11 protein-coding genes are annotated in these 13,043 nt (G+C 37.1%); all 11 read left to right on the plus strand.

All coding sequences use genetic code 11. The annotated features are described in order from the left end of the window. Nucleotides 1–165 precede the first annotated feature (165 nt). The 11 genes from J3U74_RS09680 to gltP all read left to right on the plus strand — a co-directional run bounded on the left by J3U74_RS09680 (nt 166) and on the right by gltP (nt 12,932). Nucleotides 166–726 carry a YgjV family protein gene (locus J3U74_RS09680; protein WP_267329047.1) on the plus strand — a complete coding sequence of 187 codons (561 nt, stop codon included), beginning with the start codon at nt 166–168 and terminating at the stop codon, nt 724–726. Between the two features lie 98 nt (nt 727–824). Then, nucleotides 825–1,397 (plus strand): RNA pyrophosphohydrolase, encoded by a 573-nt coding sequence (rppH, locus tag J3U74_RS09685; protein ID WP_220218751.1) that lies wholly within the window; start codon nt 825–827, stop codon nt 1,395–1,397. Then, nucleotides 1,394–2,263, plus strand: coding sequence for a prolipoprotein diacylglyceryl transferase (lgt, locus tag J3U74_RS09690; protein ID WP_220218752.1), 870 nt, complete (start codon nt 1,394–1,396; stop codon nt 2,261–2,263). The genes rppH and lgt overlap by 4 nt, the downstream gene beginning before the upstream one ends. Then, complete coding sequence (gene thyA / locus J3U74_RS09695) at nt 2,260–3,054, plus strand: thymidylate synthase (protein WP_267329046.1); 795 nt, start codon at nt 2,260–2,262, stop codon at nt 3,052–3,054. The genes lgt and thyA overlap by 4 nt, the downstream gene beginning before the upstream one ends. A 248-nt stretch (nt 3,055–3,302) precedes the next feature. Further along, nucleotides 3,303–4,253, plus strand: a complete 951-nt coding sequence (locus J3U74_RS09700; RefSeq protein ID WP_220218754.1) for a Kdo(2)-lipid IV(A) acyltransferase — start codon at nt 3,303–3,305, stop codon at nt 4,251–4,253. A gap of 44 nt (nt 4,254–4,297) precedes the next feature. Beyond that, nucleotides 4,298–5,380, plus strand: a complete 1,083-nt coding sequence (rlmM, locus tag J3U74_RS09705; RefSeq protein ID WP_267329045.1) for a 23S rRNA (cytidine(2498)-2'-O)-methyltransferase RlmM — start codon at nt 4,298–4,300, stop codon at nt 5,378–5,380. 583 nt (nt 5,381–5,963) lie between these two features. After that, nucleotides 5,964–7,814, plus strand: a complete 1,851-nt coding sequence (locus J3U74_RS09710) for a penicillin-binding protein activator (RefSeq protein WP_267329044.1) — start codon at nt 5,964–5,966, stop codon at nt 7,812–7,814. Next, nucleotides 7,777–8,148, plus strand: a complete 372-nt coding sequence (locus J3U74_RS09715) for a YraN family protein (protein WP_220218757.1) — start codon at nt 7,777–7,779, stop codon at nt 8,146–8,148. The genes J3U74_RS09710 and J3U74_RS09715 overlap by 38 nt, the downstream gene beginning before the upstream one ends. A 16-nt stretch (nt 8,149–8,164) precedes the next feature. Then, the gene (locus tag J3U74_RS09720; protein ID WP_267329043.1) at nt 8,165–8,743 is read left to right on the plus strand and encodes an SIS domain-containing protein; all 579 of its coding nucleotides are present in this window, start codon (nt 8,165–8,167) and stop codon (nt 8,741–8,743) included. Nucleotides 8,744–8,840: 97 nt separating this feature from the next. Continuing rightward, nucleotides 8,841–11,534, plus strand: coding sequence for a DNA topoisomerase (ATP-hydrolyzing) subunit A (gyrA, locus tag J3U74_RS09725; RefSeq protein WP_267329042.1), 2,694 nt, complete (start codon nt 8,841–8,843; stop codon nt 11,532–11,534). A gap of 87 nt (nt 11,535–11,621) precedes the next feature. Further along, complete coding sequence (gene gltP / locus J3U74_RS09730; protein ID WP_370634042.1) at nt 11,622–12,932, plus strand: glutamate/aspartate:proton symporter GltP; 1,311 nt, start codon at nt 11,622–11,624, stop codon at nt 12,930–12,932. Nucleotides 12,933–13,043: the final 111 nt, after the last annotated feature.

Consider the following 13,043-nt stretch of genomic DNA (forward strand, 5'->3'; position numbering starts at 1 on the left):
TGTGGGTATTACCCATGTGAGAGTAGGGTGCCGCCAGACTTTTAAATTAGAGCGAAAGCCCAGCAGAGATGCTGGGCTTTTTTGCATCTTATCGTTTAAATATTTAGGTTAAATGATTTACGCAAAGATCGTATAATTTCAATCCATTTGTCTAAGGAGTGAACGATGGATAATCTGGAGTATTTATATCAGTTTTTTGGATCTGATTTTATTCAAAAATATACAACAGTTCCTCAGTTGGTTGGAATATTAGGTTATCTTGTTGGCGTAAGTGCTTTTTTACAACGTAAAGATAGCGCTTTTCGTAATCAATTAACCCTAGTCAATATCATTATGACACTGCATTTTTACCTGCTGGGTCCCGAATCTTATCCTGCAGCTATCCTCAATATTATCAATATTTTCCGAAATATTACCTCAGCATATACCAAAAGCCTGTTGGCAATGTTGTTTTTTATAGCCCTAATGTGGATATTTTATTTTCTCACTACGCCCGACTGCACGCAATTTATTCACTATTTCTCTGTTATCGGTACGACACTGGTAACCATTGCGCTTTTTCGTTTTCGGCAACAGCAAATGCGCTTACTGATCTTACTCAGTAGTGCATTATGGATAATCTATAGTTTAGTGATAGGTTCACTCGGTAGTCTGGCTATTGAAATCACATTTGCGGTGATTAACATCGTGACGATTATCAAATTAGCGAAAAAAACATCTGAATAACAGCATATTTATACGTTTAACATCATTTTTCTATTTATTTATTGCTGTATGTATGAAACAATTCAGCTATATAAAAAATAAATTTTTTGAGGTAGTCAGTGATCGATAATGATGGCTACCGTCCAAATGTAGGAATAGTTATTTGTAACAGGTATGGTCAAGTACTTTGGGCTCGTCGTTACGGGCAAAATTCTTGGCAGTTTCCTCAGGGCGGAATAAAACAAAACGAAACGCCTGAGCAGGCAATGTTTCGAGAACTTAATGAAGAGGTAGGATTATTACCAAAAGATGTAAAAATTTTGTCAGTAACTAATGGTTGGCTTCGTTATAAATTACCCAAAAGAATGATTCGTTGGGAAAATCAACCTGTTTGTATTGGACAAAAGCAGAAATGGTTTTTATTAGAGCTTATTTCTGATCCGTCGGTGATTAATCTAAACATGTCTTCTACCCCGGAATTTGATGATTGGAAATGGGTAAGCTATTGGTACCCTATTAGACAGGTTATTGCTTTTAAACGGGATGTATACCGAAAAGCAATGAAAGAATTTTGCTTATCTGTATTTACCATACAGTCTGAATCGGATTTACCTGTAGCAAATGTTTCTAAAAAGAAACGATTTAATTTCTTTGTTCATAAACGAAAAAACAAACAGCGTGTAAAAAAATGAATCAATATTTACAATTTCCGGATTTTAATCCAGTTGCACTTTCATTAGGTCCTATTTCTTTGCATTGGTATGGTTTGATGTATCTATTTGGCATAGTTGGTGCGCTTTTTCTGGCAAAACGCCGAGCGAGTAAACCCGATAGTCAATGGACAGCACAACAAGTTGAAAATCTCCTTTTCTGGGGCTTTTTAGGGCTCTTTATTGGTGGAAGAGTAGGTTATGTCTTTTTCTACAATTTCGAAGCCTTTATGCACGACCCTATAACGCTATTTAAAGTGTGGGAAGGGGGAATGTCATTTCATGGAGGCTTAATTGGCGCCATCTGCGTAATAGCAATTTTTGCTAAAAAAACGGGCAAAACGTTTATGCAAGTAGCTGATTTTGTTGCACCGTTGGTACCAATCGGATTGATGTTTGGTCGATTTGGTAATTTTATCAATGGCGAACTGTGGGGGCGTGTTACCAATTCATCCATTGGCATGTTATTTCCGACATCTGCTCATGCTGATTTTATGTTTGTGCAGTCTCACCCTGAGTGGTACTCGCTTTATTCGCAATTGAATGGTATCTTGCCAAGACATCCATCTCAACTTTACGAAATGTTTTTTGAAGGAATTGTTCTATTTATCATCTTAAATCTATTTATTCGCAAACCTCGACCAACCGGCAGTGTATCCGGTCTATTTTTGCTTTGCTATGGTGTGTTTAGATTTGTCATTGAATTCTACCGACAACCCGATGAACAGTTGGGCTTATTTTTAAACATCATTAGTATGGGACAAATTTTATGCCTACCAATGATTTTTGGTGGTATTTTCATTCTTTTATATGCTTACAGATTTAATAAAAAGGCCATAAAACCATGAAACAATATTTAGCACTTATGCAAAAAATTTTAGATGAAGGAACACCTAAATCAGATCGAACAGGAACAGGGACCTTATCTATTTTTGGTCATCAGATGCGATTTAATTTACAAGATGGTTTCCCATTGGTCACCACCAAAAAATGTCATTTACGTTCAATTATCCACGAATTGCTTTGGTTTTTAAAAGGCGATACCAATATAAAGTATTTACAAGATAACAAAGTGACCATTTGGGATGAATGGGCTGATGAAAATGGTGATTTAGGCCCTGTGTATGGCAAACAGTGGCGAGCATGGGGAGCTGCCGACGGGCGTCAAATCGATCAGATTTCGCAACTGATTGAACAAATTAAACATGACCCGGATTCAAGAAGGATGATTGTTTCAGCCTGGAATGTGGGTGAGCTTGATCAAATGGCTTTAGCGCCTTGTCATGCTTTTTTCCAATTCTACGTGGCACAAGGTAAACTTTCTTGTCAGCTTTATCAGCGTTCATGTGACGTTTTTTTAGGTCTACCTTTTAATATTGCTAGCTATTCACTTCTTGTGCATATGATTGCACAGCAGTGTGATTTAGAAGTCGGTGATTTTGTCTGGACAGGCGGCGATACTCACCTTTACTCAAATCATATGGAGCAAACACATTTACAGTTAACTCGTGAACCAAGAACGTTACCAAAACTGGTTATCAAACGTAAACCACCGACAATCTTCGATTATGTCTTCGAGGATTTTGACATCGTTGATTATGATCCTTATCCGGCAATTAAAGCACCGGTTGCAGTCTAATTGTTTGTCAAGAAGTTTCAGAAATAGTATACGTTTGAGTATAAAAATAGCGCTGTTAATGTGTTAAATTTCACAATAGGGATTAATCAATTTAATCCCTAACATCTGTTTCAAATCATTAGCTTTATGCAAACGCCTTATCTTGATGATGGATTAAAGCAGCCCTCGGGCATGTTATTTTTCTGCCTCTTAAATCAAGATTTGGTATATAATAATCTACTTTGTTTAAATAATTATTTGATCTTAATATGAATCAAAATCAGGAAATACGCCCCATTTTTTCAAAACGTTTATTACACCCTCGTTACTGGTTAACGTGGTTTGGTATTGGTATTTTGTATCTAATCGTTTTATTGCCTTATCCAATCATTTATCAAATTGGTAAAGGTCTAGGCTTGCTTTCCATGAAATTGATAGGTAAACGTAAAGAGACCGCCAGACAAAACCTTAAGCTCTGTTTTCCTGAAAAGTCCCAGCAAGAACGAGACCAATTGTTGCGAGAAAATTTTATTTCAACTGGTGTTGCTATTTTCGAAACAGGAATCGCTTGGTTTTGGTCAGATAAACGGCTAGCTAAACAATCCTCGATTGTCGGTGATTCTTATATTACCCAAATACAGCAATCGGGGCAGGGTGTACTGCTTATTGGCATCCACTTTTTAACACTTGAATTAGGTGCCCGTATTTTAGGTATGAGCCATCCGGGAGTTGGGGTCTACCGACCAAACGATAATCCGGTAATGGATTATGTTCAGCTTAAAGGCCGCTTGAAATCAAATAAATATATGTTAGATCGCTATAACACCAAAGGAATGGTTCGGGCGTTAAAAAATGGCGAATTACTGTGGTACGCCCCCGATCATGACTACGGACCTAAAAATAGCGTGTTTGCGCCACTATTTTCAGTTGAAAAAGCAGCGACAACCATTGGCACGCGCATTTTAGTTAAACTCGGTCACCCGGCTATTATTCCATTTACCCCTAAACGTGAAAAAAATGGTCATTATACCGTGTATGTTACACCGCCACTTGAAGGGTATCCGGTCGATGATGATGTTCAAGCTGCAACCTTTATGAATAAAGCTATCGAACAGGAAATTTTAAAAGCTCCCGAACAATATATGTGGTTACATCGACGATTTAAAACTCGTCCAAAAGGTGAAGCGCCGTTATACACAGATAGTGTTCAATCTGACTAAAACAGGTTATTTGAAATTGTTGGTTAAAAGAGTCAAAACGAAATATGCAAAAACTTAATAAAATTATTCTCTATTGCCGTTGTGGATTTGAAAAAGAGTGTGCAGCAGAAATTACCGATAAAGCCACACAGCATGAGATATACGGTTTTGCCAAAGTAAAAGATAACAGTGGTTATGTCGTGTTTGAATGCTATCAACCTGAAGATGCACAGCGCTTAATTAAAACGTTATCATTTAGAACACTTATCTTTGCAAGGCAGATGTTTGTATCTGGTGACCTACTAACAGATCTGCCAACCAACGATCGCATATCACCAATAATCGATGCACTAACCGGATGTGTCGAAAAAGCGGGCGATTTGCGGGTTGAAGTTGCTGATACCAATGAAGGTAAAGCGTTAGCGGGGTTTTGCCGTAAATTTACTGTTCCGCTCAGACAGGCTCTGAGAAATAAGCGAATTCTACTAAAAGTGCAAAATCCTTCACGCCCGGTTATTCACTTATTATTTATCAATAACCATAGCTGTTATGTTGGCTATTCATTAAGCCAAAACAACTCGCCTTTTTATATGGGTATTGCAAGATTGAAATTTCCGTCTGATGCGCCGTCTCGCTCAACCTTAAAATTGGAAGAAGCATTTCATATTTTTATTCCTTATGAAGAGTGGGATGAACGCTTAAAAGGCGGCTTAAATGCCGTCGACCTTGGCGCTTGCCCGGGCGGCTGGACATATCAGCTAGTTAAACGTAGTATGATGGTTTATGCCATCGATAATGGACCAATGAATGAAAAATTAATGGAAACCGGTCAAGTTAAACACTTTCGTGAGGATGGTTTTAAATTTGAACCGAAAAAACATAATATTTATTGGTTGGTCTGTGATATGGTTGAAAAACCCGCTAAAGTGACTGAGTTAATTGCAAAGTGGCTAATCAATGGTTGGTGTCGAGAAACGATCTTTAATCTCAAATTACCTATGAAAAAGCGTTATGAAGAAGTCAAACAAAATTTAGAGCTACTACATAACCAACTGAAAAATCATCAGATTAATGTACAAATACAGGCAAAACAGCTTTATCATGATCGCGAAGAGATCACCGTGCATGTACAAAGAATTTGGGGATAGCAAACGAATTTAATAACTTGATTATCGCTCGCTTAATTAGCCATTGGCTAATAATTGAGGTAACTGTTAAAAAGCGCCGATTATAATATCAATTCGGCGTGATTAAAGCGAAATCTATTAACTGGTCAATTTTTAATAATTTAAACAATCGTAAACTAAATTGTTAAGAATTATTAAGATTTTGTTTGACAGTTAGTGATGTTTATTTATTCGAATTAAACAGTAGAATAATAAAAAAGTGCGCTATTGACTAAAATTAACGCAATAATCAGGGTAAAGTGAAATATTATAGCTTTAAATTTGTGCTTAAAAAGCTTACCATTTAAACTCTATTGTATGTAATACGGCATAGCACTATTTCCGTTAATACAATTGATTGTCAAATGACAGATTATTAATAGAAAGATATGTTTTAATCTTGAAATATTAATTGCACTGTCTTTAAAAAAATTAATCACCGTTTTATTAAGCGCTAGAAAATAAATCCAACTAAGAGTGGCAATAAACTGGCGTCATTGTCATTGATAAATAAAACTGTTTATCAATAAAGAATTTTAAGATAACAAATTACAAGAGAATGGGTATGAAATTAAAACAATCCTTATATGCTATTGTAATATTAGCACTATATGCATTACTGGTTGGCTGTACACTCAATATATCAAAAAAATCTTCTGATTTTGATGAGACTAAAGATTCTGCTTATTATTTATCTCAGGTAGATTCTGCGACCGGTTCAGCTAAGACAAACTGGCAATTACTGGCGGTGCGAGCGTTAGTGAAAGAAAATAAAATTTCACAAGCGAAGTCGATCTTATCTCAACTAACCGATCTCAATGTTGCTCAGCAAAATGAAAAACTCTTATTATTAGGTGAAATTGCTGTTAAAACCAGTAAATCATTTGACCTCAACCAATTAAATGTTAAAGAATTAAATAATCGTCAATTATATCGTTACTACAGTATAAAATTAGCGTTTGATGCAAAAAGTAAAAATATCAATCAACAAGCCCATGATTATATCGATCTTGAAATATTTGCTACTGATCAGCAAAGAAAGCAAGTGATTCACAATACCTTTAATTTCTTCAAAAAACTAACTCAAAATCAATTAAGTTCAATTAGCGTTTACGACAATGAAACGACGTTGCAAGGTTGGGTTGATTTAGCGTTTGTGTTTTTAAACAATCGACCAGTGCCGGTGAAACAAGATGATGAAAACGGTCAAGCCATTGCAGCGAACGCTCAAAATCAAAATGCAATATTAATACAAGCGATTAAAGATTGGGCGATGCGTTATCCGGATCATCCAGCTAAATTACTTATTCCTTCTTTAACCGGTGAAGAGTCTATTTCGGTAGATAATGCAAATGCTAAAAAAGTCGCATTATTACTGCCATTAAATGGGTCTTCACGCATATTTGGTACTACTATTCGCCAAGGCTATGTGGATGCTATTAAATTTTATCCACAGGAACCACAGCAAGACATGGTTATCTTAGATACATCATCTGCCCCAATGGAGTCATTAATTCAACAAGCTCAAGACCAAAATGTTCAATTAATCGTGGGGCCTTTGTTGAAAGATGACGTTACAAAAATAAAACAGTTATCCCCAAGTATTCCGGTTTTAGCGCTTAATAAAGTTGATAATAGCGTCGCAACGACAAACAAGATGTGCTATTTTGCATTATCGCCGGAAGATGAAGCCATAGATGCGGCTAACCATATTTATGCGCAAAATAAAACAAGACCACTATTACTTGTACCACAAACCGATTTAGGTCGCCGGGTTGCACAAAGCTTTGCTAAACAGTGGTCACAACTATCGGCAAACAGTTCGCAAGCCTATGTTCAATATTTTGCTAATGCAAGCTCGCTAAGAGCAAATATGAATCGCAATGTCGGAATTAGATTAACAGGTAGTCCGGTTTTTGCTGATGATGCATCCTATGCAGGTTCAGCTTCTGGTTTTGATGCCGTTTATGTTTACGCTTCATACGATGAAATGACATTAATTAAACCAATGCTTGATATGGGTGCGGGTAAAACTGTGGGTAATGCATCGAGCTCCGTATTACTTTATTCCAGCTCTAAAAGCCATACCGCTAATCGATCAAACGATTTTAATTATGATATGAATCAAACCGAGTATGCCGATATTCCAATGATAGTAAACTTATCTGATAGTATGACAACAATGGTACCGGGTAATATTCAAAAAGATTATTCATTATTACGATTGTATGCAATGGGAATTGATGCATGGAGACTAGCGAATCGTTTTAATCAGTTAGACTCTTATCAAGCTGATTTCCTAAACGGTATGACCGGGAAATTATCTACCAGTAACCAATGTGAAGTTACACGTTCGTTATCCTGGCAACAGTACGCTTATGTTGCAGCATCAACCAACACAACAAACGAAGAATAAAAATATTGGCAAGCATTATGAGCAAATTGCTTGCCAATTTTTAATTCAACAAGGGCTGGTTTTCGTTGCACAAAATAGTCGATGTCGCTTAGGTGAAATTGACTTAATTATGCGTGACAAACAGTGTTTTGTATTTGTTGAAGTGCGCTACCGTAAAAATGCTAATTTTGGTGAAGCTGAAACGACAGTTACGCCGTCTAAACAAGCCAAAATTAGGCAAGCGGCACAACTTTGGATGATATCGAATAATTTAAACATAGAAGAAACCGAATTTAGATTTGATGTTTTTGCCGTGACCGGTAAAAACCAGAAATGGATTATCAATGCGTTTTAATTTTTAGGTGAAAAACGTGCAAGACTTAATTAAAAATTATTTTACAGAAAGTATTCAAACACAAATTGTCATGGCTGAGTCACTCGGTTCTTCCATAGAAAAAGCTGCTAATATTATTGTCGAGAGTTTGCTAAACGGGAATAAAATAATGAGTTGTGGCAATGGCTCTGCGGCGGCAAATGTGCAAAGTTTTACCTCACGTTTAATTACCAGTATGGATATAGAAAGACCGAGCATTCCTGCTATTGCGTTAGTCTCTGATAATGTGTTACTCAGTGCTATTAGTAATCATGAAGAAGTCTATGCTCGCCAAATTCAAGCACTCGGTCATCGAGGCGATACCTTAGTTATCTCTACATGCCAAGGTAATAGCCGATCGATTATTCGAGCCGTACAAGAGGCGGTAATCAAAGATATGAAAATTGTTGCCTTGACCGCTTTTGATGGCGGTGAAGTTATTGGTTTACTGGGGCAAAATGATATCGAAATTCGAATTCCGTCATACAAAAAAGTCATGGCATATGAAATGCATGCCATGATTTTAAACTGTTTATGCCAATTAATTGAAAACACATTGTTTATTCATGGTGAATAAGTTGAAATTAAATCAGTTTAATTCTGCATTTATAGTGATTTTGTGCTATAATTATAGGCTGATTTGATGACTTAAATTAATAAGAGAACATGGTGTTATGACCGAACTAGCCAAAGAAATAACCCCCGTTAATATTGAAGATGAATTGAAATCCTCGTATCTTGATTATGCAATGTCTGTTATTGTCGGGCGTGCATTACCTGATGTGCGTGACGGATTAAAACCGGTACATAGACGGGTTTTATTTGCCATGCATGAGGCCGGATACGATTGGAATAAACCTTATCGAAAATCTGCACGTGTTGTAGGGGATGTGATCGGTAAATATCATCCACATGGCGACTCTGCTGTCTATGACACTATCGTGCGTATGGCTCAGCCGTTTTCGTTACGCTATATGCTTGTCGACGGTCAAGGTAACTTCGGTTCGGTTGACGGTGACTCAGCGGCGGCGATGCGTTATACCGAAATTCGCATGCAAAAATTCGCAGGCGCATTACTAACCGATCTCGATAAAGAAACGGTCGACTTCTCGCCTAACTACGACGGCTCAGAAATGATCCCCGATGTGTTACCAACACGTATCCCTAATTTATTAATTAATGGCTCATCCGGGATTGCCGTTGGTATGGCAACCAACATTCCACCTCATAATTTAACTGAAGTTATCAATGGTTGTCTTGCTTTTATCGAAGATGAAAATATTTCAGTTGAAGGATTAATGGAGCATATTCAAGGTCCGGATTTCCCAACTGCTGCGCTAATCAATGGTCGCAAAGGTATCGAAAATGCTTACCGTACCGGGCGTGGTATTATTTATATTCGTTCTAAAGCTACCGTTGAAGTCGATGACCAAACCGGTCGTGAAACAATCATCGTTAACGAAATTCCTTATCAAGTTAACAAGAAAAAGCTTATTGAAAAGATTGCAGAATTAGTTAAAGACAAAAAAGTCGAAGGCATTTCTGCATTACGTGATGAATCTGATAAAGACGGTATGCGTATTGTCATTGAAATCAAACGAGATGCTGTTGGTGAAGTGGTATTAAACAATCTTTTCTCACTGACGCAATTACAAGTCTCATTTGGTATCAACATGGTAGCCTTACATAAAGGTCAACCAAAACTATTAAACTTACGGGAAATGATTGAAGCATTTGTGCTTCACCGTCGGGAAGTGGTCACTCGTCGTACCATTTATGAACTGCGTAAAGCACGTGAGCGTGCCCATGTGTTAGAAGGCCTCGCTATTGCGCTGGCCAATATCGATCCAGTGATTGAGTTAATCCGCGCGGCAGCAACGCCAGCGGAAGCGAAAGCCAAATTATTAGCGCAAGCTTGGCAATTAGGCCATGTTGCCGCTATGCTGGAAAAAGCCGGTGATGATGCCGCTCGTCCGGAAGACCTTGCACCGGAATTTGGTATTCGTGATGGTCACTACTACCTATCTGAAGCGCAAGCACAAGCTATTTTAGATCTACGTTTACACCGTTTAACTGGTCTTGAACATGAAAAAATCCTTGATGAATATAAAGAGCTATTAGTTTTAATTGGTGAACTATTATTTATCTTATCAAGCCCGGAACGATTGATGGAAGTGATTCGCGAAGAGCTTGAAGCTGTTCGTGACCAATTCCAAGATGCTCGTAGAACTGAAATCACGGCAAGTAGCGCAGATATCAATATTGAAGATCTTATCGCTCAAGAAGATGTTGTTGTGACGTTATCGCATCAAGGTTACGTAAAATATCAACCATTATCAGATTACGAAGCTCAGCGTCGTGGTGGTAAAGGTAAGTCAGCGACCAAAATCAAAGAAGAAGATTTTGTTGAAAAATTACTCGTGGCAAATACTCACGACACTATTTTATGTTTCTCAAGCCGTGGGCGATTGTATTGGATGAAGGTTTATCAATTACCGGAAGCCAGCCGTGGATCACGTGGTCGACCAATCATCAATTTATTACCACTGGAAGCAGATGAGCGCATTACTGCCATTTTGCCTGTTCGGGAATTTGATGATGAACATTGCGTCTTTATGGCAACCGCGCAAGGAACGGTTAAGAAAACTTCACTTATTGAATTTAGCCGCCCTCGCAGTGGTGGAATTATTGCGATTAACTTACGTGATGATGACGAATTAATCGGCGTTGATTTAACCAACAATGAAACATCTGATATCGTTGATGATGAAGAGCTGAATGATGATTTAATCGTTGATGAGGCAGACAATGATGACGAAGTGTCTCAAATCTCTAATACAGAAGACATTATGTTATTTTCAGCTAATGGTAAAGTTGTTCGATTCCCGGCAAATAAAGTTCGTTGCATGGGACGAACGGCAACAGGTGTTAGAGGAATAAAATTAGAGGGCGATGATAAAGTTGTCTCACTTATTGTTCCTCGTGGAAATGGTGCAATTTTAACTGCAACGCAAAATGGTTATGGTAAACGTACTGAACAAGAATTATATCCAACTAAATCACGTGCAACTAAAGGCGTAATATCGATTAAAGTCAGTGAGCGAAATGGTGCAGTAGTTGGTGCAGTACAAGTTGAAGAAACGGATCAAATCATGTTAATTACTGATGCCGGTACATTAGTCCGTACTCGTGTATCAGAAGTGAGTGTTGTTGGTCGAAATACGCAAGGCGTGATGTTAATTCGTACAGCGGATAACGAGAAAGTGGTCGGATTACAGCGAATTGCTGAAACTGAGGATGAGGCAGATTCGGAATTATCTCAGCAAAATGAGGAGCTGGGTGATTCCGCACAGGAATCCGAAGAATAAATCTTTATTATTAAAAGGATTAGTGAAAAACTAATCCTTTTTTGTTTTAGAAAACCTCAAAAGGAATCGTATGAGATGTCATTTTTTATTAAAAAAATCTTAACTAATCTTGCATGGCAAATTTTAATTGCCTTGATCTTAGGTGTAGTGACAGGTGCTTTTCTATATGAATTAGCAAATCCTAATCATGAATTACATTCATATTATCAATTTGCCATTGTTAATATTTTCCAACCTGCAGGTGATATTTTTATCCGTTTAATTAAGATGATTGTATTGCCAATTATTCTTAGTACTTTAACGTTAGGTATAGCAGGCATTGGTGGTTCAAAACGTTTAGGAATGCTTGGCTTTAAAACTATTCTTTATTTTGAAGTTATCACCACTATTGCTATTTTATTAGGTCTTTTTTGGGGTAATTTCTTTGCACCTGGCGCGGGAATAGATTCTTCAACGTTAGCTTCAGCAGATATTAGTAAATATACGAAAGCAGCTGAAGAACTTAGCGGTAAACCGCATGGTTTAATTGTTATGATTTTAGACATGATTCCGGCTAATATCTTTAAAGCAATGTCTGATGGTGCAGTTTTACCTGTTATCTTCTTCTGTGTCTTTTTTGGCTTAGGCTTAATGTCGTTACCTGATAAACAGCGTGATCCATTTTTATTCTTATTAAAAGTGGTATCAGATACAATGTTTAAAGTAACAAATATGATTATGCGTTACGCACCTATTGGGGTATTTGCCTTAATCACAGTAACCGTTGCCAAATATGGCTTTGCTTCATTACTACCATTACTGAAATTGATTTTAACGGTCTATTCAGCAATGATTATATTTACCTTGGTCATATTAGGTTTAGTTTGTAAATTGTGCCGATTTAATATTTTTACCTTATTAAAAATATTAAAAGAAGAACTCGTTATTGCGTTTTCAACGGCAAGCTCCGAGACAGCTTTGCCTAAGATCATTGAAAAAATGGAAGCTTATGGCGCACCAAAAGCGATTACCAGTTTTGTTATCCCGACTGGATATTCATTTAATCTTGATGGTTCAACACTATATCAAAGTATAACTGTTATTTTTCTCGCGCAATTATTTGGTATGGATTTAAGTATTCTCGATCAAATTATCATCGTTATCACATTAATGATAGCATCAAAAGGGATTGCTGGTGTACCAGGCGCTTCAATTTTAGTGTTATCAGCTACACTTGGTAGTGTTGGTATACCAATCGAGGGTATTGGTTATATTATGGGTGTTGAGCGTATTTTAGATATGGGTAGAACAGTTGTGAATGTTGTGGGTAATGCATTGGCTGCTATCGTTATCGCTCGGTGGGAACATGTTTTTGATGATAAAAAAGCAAGAGCATATGAGCAACAATATTTAAAATAAAACATCATTATAATTTATAAAGCTTCAGTTAATTGGAGCTTTTTTATTAACTTAATCTAATTTGCACAATTATATATATAAAAAAACCCAGCTTAAGCTGGGTTTTTTTAT

This window comes from Gilliamella sp. B3892 (assembly GCF_026536305.1).
Taxonomy (GTDB): Bacteria; Pseudomonadota; Gammaproteobacteria; order Enterobacterales; family Orbaceae; genus Gilliamella.